At 70.3% G+C, this 17,635-nt stretch carries 17 protein-coding genes; 1 reads left to right on the top strand and 16 read right to left on the bottom strand.

Translation table 11 applies throughout. From position 1 onward, the window contains the following. Positions 1-27: 27 nt before the first annotated feature. The 13 genes from metK to pyrR all read right to left on the bottom strand — a co-directional run bounded on the left by metK (position 28) and on the right by pyrR (position 14,515). Positions 28-1,251, bottom strand: coding sequence for a methionine adenosyltransferase (metK, locus tag LWJ43_RS28175; RefSeq protein WP_277334986.1), 1,224 nt, complete (start codon positions 1,249-1,251; stop codon positions 28-30). Positions 1,252-1,491: 240 nt separating this feature from the next. After that, positions 1,492-2,694, bottom strand: coding sequence for a bifunctional phosphopantothenoylcysteine decarboxylase/phosphopantothenate--cysteine ligase CoaBC (gene coaBC, locus LWJ43_RS28170; RefSeq protein ID WP_277334985.1), 1,203 nt, complete (start codon positions 2,692-2,694; stop codon positions 1,492-1,494). Positions 2,695-2,870: 176 nt separating this feature from the next. Then, on the bottom strand, positions 2,871-3,143 hold the full coding sequence (rpoZ, locus tag LWJ43_RS28165) for a DNA-directed RNA polymerase subunit omega (protein WP_003970369.1): 273 nt from the start codon (positions 3,141-3,143) through the stop codon (positions 2,871-2,873). A 108-nt stretch (positions 3,144-3,251) separates the two neighbouring features. After that, positions 3,252-3,869, bottom strand: coding sequence for a guanylate kinase (gene gmk, locus LWJ43_RS28160; RefSeq protein WP_277334984.1), 618 nt, complete (start codon positions 3,867-3,869; stop codon positions 3,252-3,254). A 38-nt stretch (positions 3,870-3,907) separates the two neighbouring features. Further along, positions 3,908-4,231, bottom strand: a complete 324-nt coding sequence (locus tag LWJ43_RS28155; protein ID WP_014157387.1) for an integration host factor — start codon at positions 4,229-4,231, stop codon at positions 3,908-3,910. A gap of 245 nt (positions 4,232-4,476) precedes the next feature. Continuing rightward, entirely contained in the window at positions 4,477-5,316 is an 840-nt protein-coding gene (gene pyrF / locus LWJ43_RS28150; RefSeq protein WP_277334983.1) for an orotidine-5'-phosphate decarboxylase, read from the bottom strand. Continuing rightward, the gene (locus LWJ43_RS28145) at positions 5,313-6,422 is read right to left on the bottom strand and encodes a quinone-dependent dihydroorotate dehydrogenase (protein WP_277334982.1); all 1,110 of its coding nucleotides are present in this window, start codon (positions 6,420-6,422) and stop codon (positions 5,313-5,315) included. Before LWJ43_RS28145 ends, pyrF begins: the two co-directional genes overlap by 4 nt. 60 nt (positions 6,423-6,482) lie before the next feature. Next, positions 6,483-9,791 carry a carbamoyl-phosphate synthase large subunit gene (gene carB, locus LWJ43_RS28140; RefSeq protein ID WP_277334981.1) on the bottom strand — a complete coding sequence of 1,103 codons (3,309 nt, stop codon included), beginning with the start codon at positions 9,789-9,791 and terminating at the stop codon, positions 6,483-6,485. Then, the gene (carA, locus tag LWJ43_RS28135) at positions 9,784-10,926 is read right to left on the bottom strand and encodes a glutamine-hydrolyzing carbamoyl-phosphate synthase small subunit (protein ID WP_277334980.1); all 1,143 of its coding nucleotides are present in this window, start codon (positions 10,924-10,926) and stop codon (positions 9,784-9,786) included. The genes carB and carA overlap by 8 nt, the downstream gene beginning before the upstream one ends. Beyond that, positions 10,923-11,537, bottom strand: a complete 615-nt coding sequence (locus LWJ43_RS28130) for a PH-like domain-containing protein (RefSeq protein ID WP_277334979.1) — start codon at positions 11,535-11,537, stop codon at positions 10,923-10,925. The genes carA and LWJ43_RS28130 overlap by 4 nt, the downstream gene beginning before the upstream one ends. Beyond that, on the bottom strand, positions 11,534-12,820 hold the full coding sequence (locus LWJ43_RS28125) for a dihydroorotase (protein WP_277334978.1): 1,287 nt from the start codon (positions 12,818-12,820) through the stop codon (positions 11,534-11,536). Before LWJ43_RS28125 ends, LWJ43_RS28130 begins: the two co-directional genes overlap by 4 nt. Before the next feature lie 2 nt (positions 12,821-12,822). Then, positions 12,823-13,839, bottom strand: coding sequence for an aspartate carbamoyltransferase catalytic subunit (locus LWJ43_RS28120; protein WP_277334977.1), 1,017 nt, complete (start codon positions 13,837-13,839; stop codon positions 12,823-12,825). Positions 13,840-13,930: 91 nt separating this feature from the next. Beyond that, positions 13,931-14,515 carry a bifunctional pyr operon transcriptional regulator/uracil phosphoribosyltransferase PyrR gene (gene pyrR, locus LWJ43_RS28115; protein WP_277334976.1) on the bottom strand — a complete coding sequence of 195 codons (585 nt, stop codon included), beginning with the start codon at positions 14,513-14,515 and terminating at the stop codon, positions 13,931-13,933. A gap of 221 nt (positions 14,516-14,736) precedes the next feature. On the opposite strand from pyrR, the gene bldD reads away from it, so the two are divergent. After that, positions 14,737-15,237, top strand: coding sequence for a transcriptional regulator BldD (gene bldD, locus LWJ43_RS28110; RefSeq protein WP_014157378.1), 501 nt, complete (start codon positions 14,737-14,739; stop codon positions 15,235-15,237). 160 nt (positions 15,238-15,397) lie between these two features. Here bldD and nusB read toward each other — a convergent pair whose 3' ends face one another. The 3 genes from nusB to LWJ43_RS28095 form a co-directional block, all read right to left on the bottom strand. Continuing rightward, positions 15,398-15,829 carry a transcription antitermination factor NusB gene (gene nusB / locus LWJ43_RS28105; RefSeq protein WP_277334975.1) on the bottom strand — a complete coding sequence of 144 codons (432 nt, stop codon included), beginning with the start codon at positions 15,827-15,829 and terminating at the stop codon, positions 15,398-15,400. Positions 15,830-15,831: 2 nt separating this feature from the next. After that, entirely contained in the window at positions 15,832-16,398 is a 567-nt protein-coding gene (efp, locus tag LWJ43_RS28100) for an elongation factor P (protein ID WP_014157376.1), read from the bottom strand. Positions 16,399-16,471: 73 nt separating this feature from the next. After that, positions 16,472-17,578: a M24 family metallopeptidase gene (locus LWJ43_RS28095; RefSeq protein ID WP_277334974.1), complete on the bottom strand. Its 1,107-nt coding sequence runs from the start codon at positions 17,576-17,578 to the stop codon at positions 16,472-16,474. Positions 17,579-17,635 lie beyond the last annotated feature (57 nt).

Here is a 17,635-nt window from a genome sequence, read left to right as displayed (position 1 = left end):
GGCCCCGGCGTGAGAACTTCCGGCGTGCTACAGCCCCGCCGCCTCGCGCAGCGCGTCCACGCGGTCGGTCCGCTCCCAGGTGAAGTCGGGGAGCTCGCGGCCGAAGTGCCCGTACGCCGCGGTCTGGGCGTAGATCGGGCGGAGCAGGTCGAGGTCGCGGATGATCGCGGCCGGGCGGAGGTCGAAGACCTCGCCGATGGCGTGCTCGATCTTCTCCGTGTCCACCGCGGCGGTACCGAAGGTCTCGACGAAGAGGCCCACCGGCTCGGCCTTGCCGATCGCGTAGGCGACCTGGACCTCGCAGCGCGTGGCGAGCCCGGCCGCGACGACGTTCTTGGCGACCCAGCGCATGGCGTAGGCGGCCGAGCGGTCGACCTTGGACGGGTCCTTGCCCGAGAAGGCGCCGCCGCCGTGGCGGGCCATGCCGCCGTAGGTGTCGATGATGATCTTGCGGCCGGTGAGGCCGGCGTCGCCCATCGGGCCACCGATCTCGAAGCGGCCGGTCGGGTTCACCAGCAGGCGGTAGCCCTCGGTGTCCAGCTTGATGCCGTCCTCGATGAGCTGGTTCAGGACGTGCTCGACGACGAACTCGCGGATGTCGGGCGCGAGCAGCGAGTCCAGGTCGATGTCGGAGGCGTGCTGCGAGGAGACGACGACCGTGTCGAGGCGGACGGCCTTGTCACCGTCGTACTCGATGGTGACCTGGGTCTTGCCGTCGGGGCGCAGGTAGGGGATGGTCCCGTTCTTGCGGACCTCGGAGAGCCGGCGCGAGAGGCGGTGCGCGAGGTAGATCGGGAGGGGCATCAGCTCGGGCGTCTCGTCGCAGGCGTAGCCGAACATCAGCCCCTGGTCGCCGGCGCCCTGCTTGTCGAGCTCGTCCTCGGCTTCCCCTCGCGAGGCGCCCTCGACGCGCTTCTCGTACGCGGTGTCGACGCCCTGGGCGATGTCCGCGGACTGCGCGCCGATGGACACCGAGACCCCGCAGGAGGCTCCGTCGAAGCCCTTCTTGGAGGAGTCGTAGCCGATCTCCAGCACCTTGTTGCGCACGAGGTTGGGGATATCGGCGTAGGCCTTGGTCGTGACCTCACCCGCGACATGCACCAGACCGGTGGTGATCAGGGTCTCGACGGCGACGCGCGAGGTGGGGTCCTCGGCCAGGAGGGCATCGAGAATCGTGTCGCTGATCTGGTCAGCGATCTTGTCGGGGTGGCCCTCGGTGACGGACTCCGAGGTGAAGAGGCGGCGGGACACATCGCTCCCTGGGGTTGCAGCGGCTGCTGGCTGATCATTGATGGAACTCCGGGAGCTGCGCCCGGCACATTCCGTCGACCAGTTTATCGGTCAGTTCCGGTGATTGGGTCACGCGTCTCGCCCCTTGGGAGGTCTGTGACCTGCGGCACTGTTGACGGCGGTACGACAATCACCCCATTTCCGGTAGTGAGACACGGCCGTTCGTCGTGAGGCCTCCCGTTTGAGCGGCGCCTACGCAATCTAACGGAAACGTGCCGCCGCCAGGTCCCATACGGTGTCGGCGAGTGCTTCCTTGGGTCCGTACGGCACAGCGGTCTCGCCGCCGTCGGCGCCGAGCACGACCGCCTCGTTCTCCTCGGACCCGAAGGTCTTGCGCTCCCCCACCTCGTTCACGACGAGAAGATCACATCCCTTGCGGCGGAGCTTCTCGCGTCCGTTGGCGAGGACGTCGTCGGTCTCGGCGGCGAATCCGACGACGATCTGGCCGGGCCGGGCCCGGTCGGCGGCGACCTCGGCGAGGATGTCCGGGTTGCGGACGAGTTCGACGGGAGCCGGCTCCTGGCCGTCCTTCTTCTTGATCTTCCCTGCCGCGTAGGCGGCGGGCCGGAAGTCGGCGACCGCCGCCGCCATCACCACCACGTCGGCGTCGGCGGCCGCCTTCAGCACGGCCTCGCGCAGTTGGACGGCGGTTCCGGCACGCACGACGTCGGCGCCCGCGGGATCGGGGAGCCCCGTGTTGGCCTCGATCAGCGTCACCCGGGCGCCACGCGCGACGGCGGTACGGGCGAGGGCGTAGCCCTGCTTGCCCGAGGACCGGTTGCCCAGGTAGCGCACCGGGTCGAGCGGCTCGCGGGTGCCACCCGCGCTGATCACCACGTGCCGGCCCACGAGGTCGGGGGCGACGGGACCGCGGGTGAGCACCCGCCGGCAGACCTCGAAGATCTCCCCGGGGTCCGGCAGCCTGCCCTTGCCCGTGTCCACACCGGTGAGCCTGCCGACGGCCGGCTCGATGACGACGGCACCGCGGCGGCGCAGGGTGGCGACGTTCTCCTGGGTGGCGGGGTGCTCCCACATCTCGGTGTGCATCGCGGGCGCGAAGACGACCGGGCAGCGCGCGGTGAGCAGGGTGTTGGTGAGGAGGTCGTCGGCCAGGCCGTGGGCGGCCTTGGCGAGCATGTCCGCGGTGGCCGGGGCGACCACGACGAGATCCGCCGCCTGCCCGATCCGGACGTGCGGCACCTCGTGCACGCTCTCCCACACCTCGGTCGACACGGGGTTCCCGGAGAGGGCCGACCAGGTGGCCGCCCCGACGAAGTTCAGCGACGCCTCGGTCGGTACGACCCGTACGTCGTGGCCGGACTCGGTCAGCCTGCGGAGCAGTTCGCACGCCTTGTACGCGGCGATGCCACCGCTGACCCCCAGGACGACCTTCGGCTTCTCCACTGCGTCTCCCCGCACTCGTGTCTCCGCGCACTCGCGTGCGGCCTCATGACGTACGCCCCCATGCTGCCTCACCGTCGCGGATCCGTTCCGGCGGGCCCGGGACCGGACACACCACAGGCCCGGCGGTCGCGGCCGCCGGGCCTGTGGTGAAGGTGCTTTTCCTGCGTGCCGCCTGCTTACTGCGCGGGGCCCTCGATGGCCTCGGAGGTCAGCAGACCCGCGTTGATCTCGCGGAGCGCGATCGAGAGCGGCTTCTCGTGCACGTGGGTGTCGACGAGCGGACCGACGTACTCGAGGAGGCCTTCACCGAGCTGCGAGTAGTACGCGTTGATCTGGCGCGCGCGCTTGGCCGCGTAGATCACGAGGCTGTACTTCGAGTCGGTGGCCTCGAGGAGCTCATCAATCGGCGGGTTGATGATGCCCTCGGGCGTGGTGATGGAAGAGGACACTCTCTGCCTTCCGAAGGGGATAGAGATCAAAGAGATCTTTGATCATGCTGGTTCCGCAGTGGTGCTCTGCGTCCGCGGAGGTGTGTGGACCGTCTGGACCCGTTGAGGTCAGCCGTCACTGCCGCGGAGGCCGGAAGCCTGCAGCATCAACGTTAGCAGCTCGCGTGCGACGTCCTCGACGGAGGTGTTGACGAGCGTCGTGTCGAACTCCGACTCGGCGGCCAGCTCGACCTTCGCCGCCGCGAGTCGGCGCTCGATCACGTCGGGCGCCTCCGTCCCGCGACCGGTGAGCCGGCGCACCAGCTCGTCCCAGCCGGGCGGCGCGAGGAAGACGAGCTGCGCCTCGGGCATCGACTGGCGGACCAGTCGCGCGCCCTGCAGGTCGATCTCCAGCAGCACCGGCTCGCCCGCCTCCAGGCGGTCGAGCACGGCCCGGCGGGGCGTGCCGTAGCGGTTGCCCGCGAACTCGGCCCACTCCAGCAGCTCGCCGTTGGCGACCAGCTTGTCGAACTCCCCGTCGTCCACGAAGAAGTAGTGGACGCCGTTGCGTTCGCCGGGGCGCGGCTTCCGGGTCGTCGCCGACACCGAGAGCCAGACCTCGGGGTGAACCGTGCGCATATGAGCGACGACCGTGCTCTTGCCGACCCCGGAGGGGCCGGAGAGCACGGTCAGCCGCGGACGTACGTCCGGGGGTACGGGGGACGTCCCCCGGGATGTTGCAGCCATGGGGCGATTATCCCCGTTCTCAGGAGTGCCTGAGAACGTCAGGCGGCGCTGCCGCCGAACTCACGCTCCAGGGATGCGATCTGGTTGGAGCCGAGACCCCGGACCCGGCGGCTCTCGGAGATGCCGAGCCGCTCCATGATCTGCTTGGCGCGGACCTTGCCCACGCCCGGCAGGGACTCGAGAAGAGCGGAGACCTTCATCTTGCCGATGACGTCGTTCTCCTGGCCCTGCTTGATGACCTCATGGAGCGAGGCGCCGGAGTGCTTGAGTCGATTCTTGACCTCGGCCCGCTCCCGGCGAGCCGCGGCGGCCTTTTCGAGCGCGGCTGCGCGCTGTTCAGGGGTAAGGGGCGGAAGAGCCACGCCTACGTCACCTCGGATGTCGATCTGTCGGATACGGACCGGCGCGGAGCCTGGATGGCTCCACACCTGGTGAGCAACGAACAACGTGTACTCGTTGGCTCTCGACGGAGACTAGCGGCCAAGGCCGCCTGAGTCAGCGAGAACAGACGAAAAGTCCTGGTCAGCTGACACCGACCCGGACATTTGACGCATAACAACCCGGTTTTCTGGTCAGGATTCCGTCAACAGGCTGTTACGTGGCATGGTCAGCTATCCGGGACGGCCGTTCGGACCTCGTCCGCGAACCGTCCGGCGGCTTCGCGCAGCCCTGAAGCGTCCGGTCCGTGACGCAGCACGCCCCGGCTCACGCTCGGCACCACGTTGCGCACCGCGGCGCCGAAGACCCGGGGAAGATCCGCGGGCGTGGCGCCCTGGGCGCCGATGCCGGGTGCGAGGAGCGGACCGTTGATCGACAGGTCGGCTCCCGTGTCCCCGAGCGTGGCGCCGACCACGGCCCCGACGGAGCCGAGCGGGGTCGCGCCCGCGTTCTCGGCGGCCATGTGGTCGAGCATCAACTGGGCCAGCGAGCGCCCGTCGGCGGCGGTGGCCCGCTGGACCTCCGCGCCCTCCGGGTTGGAGGTCAGGGCGAGCACGAAGACACCGGCCCCGGAGGCCTCGGCGGCGTCCAGCGCCGGGCGCAGCGAGCCGAAGCCGAGGTACGGCGAGACGGTGACCGCGTCGGAGAACAGCGGCGAGTCCTTGTCGAGGTACGTGGCGGCGTAGGCGCCCATCGTGGAGCCGATGTCGCCCCGCTTGGCGTCCATGAGCACGAGGGCCCCGGCCGCGCGGGCCTCCTCGACCGCCTTCTCCAGGACCGCGACGCCCCGCGAGCCGAAGCGCTCGAAGAACGCGGACTGCGGCTTGAGCACGGCGACCCGGTCGGCCAGCGCCTCGACGACCGTACGTGTGAAGCGTTCGAGGCCGGCGACGTCGTCGTTCAGGCCCCAGGAGCTGAGCAGGGAGGCGTGCGGGTCGATGCCGACGCAGAGCGGCCCGCGGGTGTCCATGGCGTGGCGCAGACGTGCGCCGAAGGGTTCAGGGGTCACTGCATGACCTTCCGTGTCTCGGCGCCGACGGCCTCGGAGAGGGTGGCGTACGGCGAGGCGGCCAGCCGGGCGGCCAGTCCCTTGTGGATCGCCCGGGCGTAGAACGGGCCCTCGTAGATGAAGGCGCTGTAGCCCTGTACGAGCGTGGCACCGGCCAGGATGCGCTGCCAGGCGTCCTCGGCGTTCTCGATGCCCCCGACGCCCACCAGGGTGATCCGGGTCCCCACGCGGGCGTACAGGCGGCTCAGGACCTCCAGGGAGCGCTCCTTGAGGGGCGCGCCGGAGAGCCCGCCGGTCTCCCGGACCAGGTCGGCGGGGGACCTCAGGCCGAGGCCGTCGCGGGCGATGGTGGTGTTGGTGGCGATGATGCCGTCCAGACCGAGCTCGACGGCGAGGTCGGCGACCGCGTCGACGTCCTCGTCCGCGAGGTCCGGGGCGATCTTGACCAGCAGCGGGACGCGCCGGTCGGTGACGGTGCGGTCGGCGGCCTCGCGCACGGCGGTGAGCAGCGGGCGCAGCGCCTCGGTCGCCTGGAGGTTGCGCAGACCGGGCGTGTTGGGCGACGAGACGTTCACCACGAGGTAGTCGGCGTGGGCGGCGAGCCGCTCGGTGGACTTCACGTAGTCGCCCACGGCCTCGGTCTCGGGGACCGTCTTGGTCTTGCCGATGTTGACGCCGACGGTCGTGCGGAAGACGGGGGTGCGGGCGGCGAGGCGCTCCGCCACGGCCGCCGAGCCCTCGTTGTTGAAGCCCATGCGGTTGATCAGCGCACGGTCCGCGACCAGGCGGAACAGCCGCTTCCTGGGGTTTCCGGGCTGCGGCTCGCCGGTGACCGTGCCGATCTCGATGTGGTCGAACCCGAGCATGGACATGCCGTCGATGGCGACGGCGTTCTTGTCGAAGCCGGCGGCGAGACCGAAGGGGCCGTGCATCCGCAGCCCGAGGGCCTCGGTGCGCAGCTCCTCGTGGCGGGGGGCGAGCGCGGCGGCGACGAAGGTGCGCAGCACGGGGGTGCGGGCGGCGAGGCGGATCCACCGGAAGGCCAGGTGGTGGGCCTGCTCCGGGTCCATCCGCTTGAAGACCAGCTGGAAGAAGAGTTTGTACATCACGGTGTCCTCATGAAGAGGGGGACACCGTTTCCGGTGTCCCCCTGCTGGGCCTGGCTGCTAGTCGCGGGCCGCGGTCAGATGTTCCGCGTGTTCCTGGAGGGAACGTACGCCGACACCGCCGTGGTTCAGCGCGTCGATGCCCTGGACGGCGGCGGCGAGCGCCTGGACCGTGGTCAGGCACGGCACGGACCGGGCGACGGCCGCGGTGCGGATCTCGTAGCCGTCGAGCCGGCCGCCCGTCCCGTACGGCGTGTTGACGATGAGGTCGACCTCGCCGTCGTGGATCAGCTGGACGATCGTCTTCTCGCCGTTCGGGCCCTCGCCCTCGGAGAGCTTGCGCACGACCGTGGCGTTGATGCCGTTGCGCTTGAGGACCTCGGCGGTGCCGGAGGTGGCCATCAGCTCGAAGCCGTGGGCGACCAGCTCGCGGGCCGGGAAGATCATCGTGCGCTTGTCCCGGTTGGCGACCGAGATGAAGGCACGGCCCTTGGTGGGCAGCGGTCCGTAGGCGCCGGCCTGCGACTTGGCGTACGCCGTGCCGAAGACGGAGTCGATGCCCATGACCTCACCGGTGGAGCGCATCTCCGGGCCGAGGACCGTGTCGACGCCGCGGCCCTGGATGTCGCGGAAGCGCGACCAGGGCATGACGGCCTCCTTGACGGAGATCGGCGCGTCCAGCGGCAGGGTGCCGCCGTCGCCGGTCTTCGGCAGCAGGCCCTCCTCGCGCAGCTCGGCGACGGTGGCGCCGAGCGAGATGCGGGCGGCGGCCTTCGCGAGCGGGACCGCGGTCGCCTTCGAGGTGAAGGGGACGGTCCGGGAGGCGCGCGGGTTGGCCTCGAGGACGTAGAGGATGTCTCCGGAGAGCGCGAACTGGATGTTGATCAGTCCGCGGACCCCGACTCCCTTGGCGATGCCCTCCGTGGAGGCCCGCAGCCGCTTGATGTCGTAGCCGCCGAGCGTGATCGGGGGCAGCGCGCAGGCGGAGTCGCCGGAGTGGATGCCGGCCTCCTCGATGTGCTCCATGACGCCGCCGAGGTAGAGCTCGGTGCCGTCGTAGAGCGCGTCGACGTCGATCTCGATCGCGTCGTCGAGGAAGCGGTCGACCAGGACCGGCCGGGTGGGGCTGATCTCGGTGGACTCCTCGATGTACGAGGAGAGGCGGGTCTCGTCGTAGACGATCTCCATGCCGCGGCCGCCGAGCACGTACGACGGGCGTACGAGGACGGGGTAGCCGATCTCGTCGGCGATGGCCTTGGCCTCGGCGAAGGTGGTGGCGGTGCCGTGCTTCGGGGCCGGCAGCCCGGCCTCGGCGAGCACGCGGCCGAAGGCGCCGCGGTCCTCGGCGGCGTGGATCGCCTCCGGGGGCGTCCCCACGACGGGAACACCGTTGTCCTTGAGCGCCTGCGAGAGGCCGAGCGGGGTCTGGCCGCCGAGCTGGACGACGACGCCGGCGATCGGGCCCGCCAGCGACTCGGCGTGCACGATCTCCAGGACGTCCTCGAGCGTGAGCGGCTCGAAGTAGAGCCGGTCGGAGGTGTCGTAGTCCGTGGAGACGGTCTCGGGGTTGCAGTTGACCATCACGGTCTCGTAGCCCGCGTCGTGCAGGGCGAACGAGGCGTGGACGCACGAGTAGTCGAACTCGATGCCCTGGCCGATGCGGTTCGGGCCGGAGCCGAGGATGATCACCGCCGGCTTGGTGCGGGGCGCGACCTCGCTCTCCTCGTCGTAGCTGGAGTAGAAGTACGGCGTCTTCGCGGCGAACTCGGCGGCGCAGGTGTCGACCGTCTTGTAGACCGGGCGGATTCCGAGGGCGTGCCGGACCTCGCGTACGACGTCCTCGCGCAGGCCGCGGATCTCACCGATCTGGACGTCGGAGAAGCCGTGCCGCTTGGCCTCGGCGATCAGCTCGGCGTCCAGGCGCTCGGCGGCGGCCAGCTCGTCGGCGATCTCCTTGATCAGGAAGAGCTGGTCGACGAACCAGGGGTCGATCTTCGTGGCGTCGAAGACCTCCTCCTGGGTGGCGCCGGCGCGGATAGCCTGCATCACGGTGTTGATGCGGCCGTCCGTGGGGCGGACCGCCTCGGCGAGCAGCTCGGCCTTGTCGCCGGGCTCGCCGGTGAAGGCGAACTGCGAGCCCTTCTTCTCCAGGGAGCGCAGCGCCTTCTGCAGGGCCTCGGTGAAGTTGCGGCCGATCGCCATGGCCTCGCCCACCGACTTCATGGTGGTGGTGAGGGTGGAGTCGGCGGACGGGAACTTCTCGAAGGCGAAGCGGGGCGCCTTGACGACGACGTAGTCGAGGGTCGGCTCGAAGGAGGCCGGTGTCTTCTCGGTGATGTCGTTCGGGATCTCGTCGAGCGTGTAGCCGACGGCCAGCTTGGCGGCGATCTTGGCGATCGGGAAGCCGGTGGCCTTGGAGGCGAGCGCGGAGGAACGGGAGACGCGCGGGTTCATCTCGATGACGATGACCCGGCCGTCGGTGGGGTCGATGGCGAACTGGATGTTGCAGCCGCCGGTGTCGACCCCGACCTCGCGGATGATCGCGATGCCGACGTCGCGCAGCCGCTGGTACTCACGGTCGGTGAGCGTCATCGCCGGGGCGACGGTGATCGAGTCACCGGTGTGGACGCCCATCGGGTCGAAGTTCTCGATGGAGCAGACGACCACGACGTTGTCGTTCTTGTCGCGCATCAGCTCCAGCTCGTACTCCTTCCAGCCGAGGATGGACTCCTCCAGGAGCACCTCGGTGGTCGGCGAGAGCGTGAGGCCCTGTCCGGCGATGCGGCGCAACTCCTCCTCGTCGTGGGCGAAGCCGGAACCGGCGCCGCCCATGGTGAAGGAGGGGCGGACGACGACGGGGTAGCCACCGAGGGTGTCGACACCGGCGATGACGTCGTCCATCGTGTGGCAGATGACGGAGCGGGCGGACTCGCCGTAACCGATCTTCGCCTTGACGGCCTCGACGACGCCCTTGAAGAGGTCGCGGTCCTCGCCCTTGTTGATGGCCTCGACGTTGGCGCCGATGAGCTCGACGCCGTACTTCTCCAAGACACCGTTCTCGTGCATGGAGATCGCGGTGTTCAGCGCGGTCTGGCCGCCCAGGGTGGGGAGCAGCGCGTCGGGGCGCTCCTTGGCGATGATCTTCTCGACGAACTCGGGGGTGATCGGCTCGACGTATGTGGCGTCGGCGATCTCCGGGTCGGTCATGATCGTCGCCGGGTTGGAGTTCACCAGGATGACGCGCAGGCCCTCGGCCTTGAGCACGCGGCACGCCTGGGTGCCGGAGTAGTCGAACTCGGCGGCCTGCCCGATGACGATCGGGCCGGAGCCGATGACCAGGACGGACTGGATATCGGAGCGCTTAGGCACGCTGGCCCTCCATCAGGGTGACGAAACGGTCGAAGAGGTACGCGGCGTCGTGCGGGCCCGCGGCTGCTTCGGGGTGGTACTGGACGCTGAAGGCCGGCTGGTCGAGCAGCTGGAGTCCTTCGACGACCTGGTCGTTCAGGCATACGTGGGAGACCTCGGCGCGGCCGAACTCCGTGTCGGAGACCTTGTCGAGCGGAGCGTCGACGGCGAAGCCGTGGTTGTGCGCGGTGACCTCGACCTTGCCGGTCGTGCGGTCCTGCACGGGCTGGTTGATGCCGCGGTGGCCGTACTTCAGCTTGTAGGTGCCGAAGCCGAGCGAGCGGCCCAGGATCTGGTTGCCGAAGCAGATGCCGAAGAGCGGGGTCTTCCGCTCCAGGACGCCGCGCATGACGGAGACCGGGTGGTCGGCGGTGGAGGGGTCGCCGGGGCCGTTGGAGAAGAACACGCCGTCGGGCTCGACCGCGTACACGTCCTCCAGGGTGGCGGTGGCGGGCAGGACGTGCACCTCGATGCCGCGCTCGGCCATGCGGTGCGGGGTCATGCCCTTGATGCCGAGGTCGATCGCCGCGACGGTGAACCTCTTGGTGCCGACGGCGGGGACGACGTACGTCTCCTTGGTGGCGACCTCGGCCGCGAGGTCCGCGCCGCTCATCTCGGGCGCCTGGCGCACCTTGGCGAGCAGTATGCCCTCGTCCTGGACGGCGTTGCCGGAGAAGATGCCGACGCGCATCGCGCCGCGCTCACGCAGGTGGCGGGTGAGCGCGCGGGTGTCGATGCCGCTGATGCCGACGACGCCCTGGCTCGCGAGCTCCTCGTCCAGCGACCGGCGGGAGCGCCAGTTGGACGGCACCCGGGCGGGGTCGCGCACGACGTAGCCGGAGACCCAGATGCGGCCCGACTCGGGGTCCTCGTCGTTCACGCCGGTGTTGCCGACGTGCGGGGCCGTCATGACGACCACCTGGCGGTGGTAAGAGGGGTCGGTCAGCGTTTCCTGGTAGCCGGTCATACCGGTCGAGAACACCGCCTCGCCGAAGGTCTCCCCCACGGCCCCGTAGGCGCGGCCGCGGAAGGAGCGGCCGTCCTCCAGGACGAGTACGGCGGGAGCTTTTCCGGCTCCCCGGGTGGAGATCGTCATCGTGCGGTGCCTTCCGTCGTGCTGGTGGTGGTGCTGGTGAGGTGGTCGCCGGCCGTGCCGGCGAGGTGGTTGACGGCGTCGACCCACGCCTGGTGCCCGGCCGCGTGGTCGGAGCGGAAGCCCGAGTCGATCAGCTGGTCGCCGTGCGCCCAGGTGATGACCAGCAGGCCGCCCTCGGGGAGGACCTTGCCGGCGAGCGCCTTGTCGAGCCTGGCCTCGCGCAGGGCGGCGGCCGGCACGAAGAAGTCGGCCGCGCCGGGGCGTACGACGTCGAGGCCCTGCGCGGTGAGGGTCAGCTCGACGCGGCTGCGGGTGCCGAGGCCGTGGGCGACGATCCGGTCGAGCCACTGCCCGGCCGTGGTCGAGGCGTGGTAGCGGCCGGTCAGTGTGAGCAGGGTCTCGCCGTCCGTGAACCCCTCCGGGGTGGCGGGGAGCTCAGGGAGCCCGGACTGGAGGCTTCCGCGCCACTTCCATCCCTGGCGCATCAGCCAGTAGACGAAGGCGATGAAGACGAGCAGTCCGACGACCCAGCTGATGCGGGCGGACCAGTCCGTCACGTCGGCCGACTTCTGCTCGGCGGCCAGTAGGTACAGGGAGTTGAGAGTTGTCACGCGAGCTTCCCGTCGACGACCGTGGCACGGCCCCGCAGGAAGGTGTGGGTCACTCGGCCGGGCAGCTCGCGACCCTCGTACGGAGTGTTGCGGCTGCGGGAGGCGAAGCCCGCGGGGTCCACGGCTCCACGGTATGCCGGATCGACCAGAGTGAGGTTGGCGGGCTCACCCGCCGAGACGGGCCGGCCGTGTCCCTCGAGCCTGCCGATGGCCGCGGGGCGGCGGGACATGCGGTCGGCGACGCCCGCCCAGTCGAGGAGCCCGGTGTCCACCATCGTCTGCTGGACCACGGAGAGCGCGGTCTCCAGGCCCACCATGCCCATGGCCGCGGCGGCCCACTCGCAGTCCTTGTCCTCGTGCGGGTGCGGCGCGTGGTCGGTGGCCACGCAGTCGATGGTGCCGTCGGCGAGGGCCTCGCGCAGGGCCATGACGTCGGCCTCGGTGCGCAGCGGCGGGTTCACCTTGTAGACCGGGTTGTAGGTCCGCACGAGTTCGTCGGTGAGCAGCAGGTGGTGCGGGGTCACCTCGGCGGTGACGTCCCAGCCCTTGGACTTGGCCCAGCGCACGATCTCCACGGAGCCGGCGGTCGACAGGTGGCAGATGTGCACGCGGGAGCCGACGTGGGCGGCGAGGAGCACGTCGCGGGCGATGATCGACTCCTCGGCGACCGCGGGCCAGCCGCCGAGACCGAGCTCGGCCGAGACGACGCCCTCGTTCATCTGGGCGCCCTCGGTGAGGCGGGGCTCCTGGGCGTGCTGGGCGACGACCCCGTCGAAGGCCTTCACGTACTCCAGCGCGCGGCGCATGATCACCGCGTCGTCGACGCACTTGCCGTCGTCGGAGAAGACCTTCACCCCGGCGGCGGAGTCGTGCATGGCGCCGAGCTCGGCGAGCTGCTTGCCCTCCAGGCCGACGGTGACGGCGCCGACGGGCTGCACGTCGCAGTAGCCGGACTCCTTGCCGAGCCGCCAGACCTGCTCGACGACGCCGGCGGTGTCGGCGACGGGGAAGGTGTTGGCCATGGCGTGGACGGCGGTGAAGCCGCCGACGGCGGCCGCCTTGGTGCCGGTGAGGACGGTCTCGGAGTCCTCGCGTCCGGGCTCACGCAGATGGGTGTGCAGGTCCACGAGGCCGGGCAGCAGGACCTGGCCGGCCGCCTCGATCACGGTGGCGCCCTCGGCGTCGAGCCCGGTGCCGGTGGCGACGATGTTCTCGCCCTCGATGAGGACGTCCTGCGGCTCTCCGCCGAGGACCTTCGCGCCGCGGATAAGGATCTTGCTCATGGTTACTTGTTCTCCTCGGTACGGGCGGCGGCGGACGGCAGGGCGGTCTCGGAACCGCCCAGCAGCAGGTACAGGACGGCCATGCGGGTGGAGACGCCGTTCGCGACCTGCTCGACGGCGGTGCAGCGGTCGGAGTCCGCGACCTCGGCCGTGATCTCCATGCCGCGGACCATCGGGCCGGGGTGCATCACGATGGCGTGCTCGGGCATCCTCGCCATGCGCTCGCCGTCCAGGCCGTAGCGCCGGGAGTACTCACGCTCGGTCGGGAAGTAGGCGGCGTTCATCCGCTCACGCTGCACACGGAGCATCATGACCGCGTCCGACTTCGGCAGCACGTCGTCGAGGCGGTAGTTGACGTCACAGGGCCACTGCTCGACGCCGACCGGCACGAGGGTGGGCGGCGCCACCAGGGTGACGTGCGCCCCGAGCGTGTGCAGCAGGTGGACGTTGGAGCGGGCGACGCGGCTGTGCAGGATGTCGCCGACGATCGTGATCCGGCGGCCTTCGAGGTCGCGGCCGATCCCCGCGTCGGGCCCGACCAGCCGGCGGCGCATCGTGAACGCGTCGAGGAGCGCCTGGGTGGGGTGCTCGTGCGTGCCGTCACCGGCGTTGACGACCGCGCTGTCGATCCAGCCCGAGGTCGCGAGGCGGTACGGGGCACCGGAGGCGCCGTGCCGGATGACGACGGCGTCGGCGCCCATGGCCTCCAGGGTCAGGGCGGTGTCCTTGAGGGACTCGCCCTTGGAGACGGACGAGCCCTTGGCGGAGAAGTTGATGACGTCGGCGGAGAGGCGCTTGGCGGCGGCCTCGAAGGAGATCCGCGTCCGGGTCGAGTCCTCGAAGAAGAGGTTGACGACCGTTCGTCCACGCAGGGTGGGGAGCTTCTTGATCGGCCGGTCCGCGACCCTGGCCATCTCCTCGGCGGTGTCGAGGATCAGGACGGCGTCGTCGCGGGTGAGGTCTGCGGCCGAGATCAGGTGACGGGGGGTTCGGGGGGTGTCCCCGGGAGGGCGCAGCATCTGAGTGTCTCCGTGAAGGGTGGAGGGATCAGGCAGGCGGGCGTGCCGGAGCAGCCGTGCGGCCGGAGGGCGCGCACGGGACGGGACTCGGCTACTGCTCGCCCGCCGGAACGGTCTGCTTGACACCGAGCAGCACGGCGTCGCGGCCGTCCTCCTCGGCGAGCTGGACCTTGACCGTCTCCCGCAGCGACGTGGGGAGGTTCTTGCCGACGTAGTCGGCACGGATCGGCAGTTCGCGGTGGCCGCGGTCGACGAGGACCGCGAGCTGCACGGCACGCGGACGGCCGATGTCGCCGAGCGCGTCGAGTGCGGCGCGGATCGTGCGCCCGGAGAAGAGCACGTCGTCGACCAGGACGACGAGACGGTTCTCGATGCCCTCACCGGGGATGTCGGTGCGTGCGAGGGCGCGCGCCGGGCGCATCCGCAGGTCGTCGCGGTACATCGTGATGTCGAGTGACCCGACCGGCGTCTTCCGGCCGGTGATCTCCTCGAGCTTTTCGGCCAGCCGGCCGGCGAGGAAGACCCCCCGTGTGGGGATGCCGAGCAGCACCACGTCGTCGGCGCCCTTGGCGCGTTCGACGATCTCGTGGGCGATTCGGGTCAGTGCCCGGGCGATGTCGGGAGCCTCGAGAACGGGGCGTGCCGCATTGCCGGTGTGGTCATGCTGTGCGTCCATAAGAAACGGACCTCCTTCTCCGCCTCACTGGACGGACGTTAAAGGACGTCGAAATTGCGTCATCCACGTTACCAGGGCTTGCGTGAGGCCCTGGCCCCGCCCCCAGGAGGTGGCAGCCCGGACCTTTCGGCTTGACGCAGCCATGTAACGCTGCGTAACCTCACAGTGAGTTACCAGCCACGCGGCCCAGCCGCAGAATGTTCCAGCGTCCGGGGAGCCTTATGTCCAGCGAATACGCAAAGCAGCTCGGGGCCAAGCTCCGCGCCATCCGCACCCAGCAGGGTCTTTCCCTCCACGGCGTGGAGGAGAAGTCGCAGGGCCGCTGGAAGGCCGTCGTGGTCGGTTCCTACGAGCGCGGGGACCGCGCCGTGACCGTGCAGCGCCTTGCCGAGCTGGCCGACTTCTACGGCGTCCCGGTGCAGGAGCTGCTGCCCGGCACGACCCCCGGTGGCGCCGCGGAGCCGCCGCCGAAGCTGGTCCTCGACCTGGAGCGCCTGGCCCACGTGCCGCCGGAGAAGGCCGGACCGCTGCAGCGCTACGCCGCGACGATCCAGAGCCAGCGCGGTGACTACAACGGCAAGGTGCTCTCGATCCGCCAGGACGACCTGCGCACCCTCGCCGTCATCTACGACCAGTCGCCGTCCGTGCTCACGGAGCAGCTGATCAGCTGGGGCGTGCTGGACGCCGACGCGCGTCGCGCGGTCGCCCACGACGAGGGCTGACCGGCACCGCGAAGAGACGTACCGCCGGGTCGGCGGGGCCTCGGGCCCCTGCCGGCCCGGCGTTTTCGTGTCCCGGCGCACCCGGCCCCACGGTCCGGACACGCCGAAGGCCCACGGTCGGTACGACCGTGGGCCTTCGTGCGGCTCGACGCCGCCGGGATCACTGCTCCCGGCGGAGATTCGCCTTGAGGTCCTTGAACCGGGCCAGCAGGCCGTTCACGAAGGCCGGGGAGTCGTCCGTCGAGAACTCCTTGGCCAGCTGGACCGCCTCGTCGATCACCACGGCGTCCGGGGTCGAGTCCATCCAGATCAGCTCGTACGCGCCGAGCCTCAGGATGCTCCGGTCGACGACCGGCATGCGGTCGATCTCCCAGTCCACGGCGTAGGTGACGATGAGGTCGTCGATCCGGTCCGCGTACTGCGCGTACCCCTCGACCAGCTCCATCGTGAATTCGCCGACCGGCGGCTGACGGTCGTCGGTCCGCGAGAGCCGTACCCAGTCCGCGAGGACCGTCTGCACGGACTCGCCGCGCTGGTCGGCCTCGAAGAGGATCTGGAAGGCGCGCTTGCGGGCCTTGTTCCGGGCAGCCACGGTTAGCTGTTCACCCGGCCGAGGTAGTCGCCCGAGCGGGTGTCGACCTTGATCTTCTCGCCGGTGGTGATGAAGAGCGGGACACCGATCTCGTAGCCGGTCTCCAGGGTGGCGGGCTTGGTGCCACCGGTGGAGCGGTCGCCCTGCACACCCGGGTCGGTGTGCTGGATGGTCAGCTCGACCGCGGCGGGCAGCTCGACGTAGAGCACCTCGCCCTCGTGCTGGGCGACGGAGGCGGTGAAGCCCTCGATCAGGAAGTTGGCGGCGTCGCCGACGGACTTGCGGTCGACCATGAGCTGGTCGTACGTGTCCATGTCCATGAAGACGAAGTACTCGCCGTCCATGTACGAGAACTGCATGTCACGGCGGTCGATGGTGGCCGTCTCGACCTTCACGCCGGCGTTGAACGTCTTGTCGACGACCTTGCCGGAGAGCACGTTCTTGAGCTTGGTGCGCACGAAGGCAGGGCCCTTGCCGGGCTTGACGTGCTGGAACTCGACGACGGACCAGAGCTGGCCTCCGTCGAGCTTGAGCACCAGGCCGTTCTTGAGGTCGTTCGTGGAAGCCACGGTTGCGGAATCTCCTGGACTGAAGCTGGTGGACGACAAAGGATGCGCGCCGGAGTCCCCGTCAAGGGTTCTCCTACAGCGCGAGCAGCTCCTTGGTCGTAATGGTGAGTAGCTCGGGTCCGCCGTCCGCCTCGGGGCGCACGACGAGCGTGTCATCGATCCGGACACCGCCCCGGCCCGGGAGGTGGACCCCCGGTTCGACGGTGACCGGCACGCAAGCGTCCAGTTTACCCATGGCTGTCGGTGCCAACTGCGGGTCCTCGTCGATTTCGAGTCCGACACCGTGCCCGGTGCTGGGCGGGAGGCCGTCCGAGTGGCCCGCCGAGTCGAGGAGATGGCGGGCCGCGCGGTCCACGTCGCGGTAGGCGGCTCCGGGGAGCAGGGCCTCCCGTCCGGCCCTCTGAGCGGCGAAAACAAGGTCGTAGAGCTCGATCTGCCAGTCCGCGGGGCTGGTGCCGATGACGAACGTCCGGCCGATCTCGCAGCGGTATCCGCGGTAGTTGGCACCCAGGCAGACGGAAAGGAAATCACCTTCCTCGACCCTGCGGTCGGTGGGCCTGTGACGGCCCTGCCCCGAGTGGGGGCCCGTGCCGACGGAGGTGGGGAAGGCGGGGCCGTCCGCACCGTGGTCCACCAGCCGGCGCTCCAGTTCCAGGGCGAGGTGGCGTTCGGTGCGCCCCACCAGGATGGATTCGAGTAGCTCGCCGAGGGCCTGGTCGGTGATCTCCGCGGCGATCCGCAGGCAGGCGATCTCCTCCTCGTCCTTCACGAGGCGCAGCTGCTCGACGGTGCTGCCGAGGTCGCCCAGTCGCAGGCCCGGGGCGACGGCGGTCATCGCGCGGTGGCGGGCGACCGTCAGGTCGTGCTCCTCGACCGCCAGGGAGTCGGTGTGCAGGCCGCCGGCGAGGCCGGCCGCCGCGACGACCGGGTCGCCGTCGGTCTCCGGCAGGACGGTCAGTCGCAGCTGTTCGTCGGGGCGCCCGTGGGCGGGGTCCCCGACCGGTGCCCGGGGGCAGAGCAGGACGTCCTCGCCGGGGCCGAGCAGCAGCACGGCTCCGGGCGGTGCCCCGCCCGCGAGATAGCGGACGTTGGCGGGGCGGGAGACCAGGGCGGCCGCGGATCCGGCGGCGGCGAACCGGTCCCGCAGCAGCCCGCGTCGGACGGCGTACACCTCTGACATGTTTCCGAGCCTACGAGCGCGTGCCGGGCCCCGCCCGGTCAGCGCACCCGACCGGGA

Source organism: Streptomyces sp. JH34 (assembly GCF_029428875.1).
Classification (GTDB): Bacteria; Actinomycetota; Actinomycetes; order Streptomycetales; family Streptomycetaceae; genus Streptomyces.
Note: the sequence above shows the minus strand (reverse complement) of the source record. Positions and strands in the feature narration are given on the sequence as shown.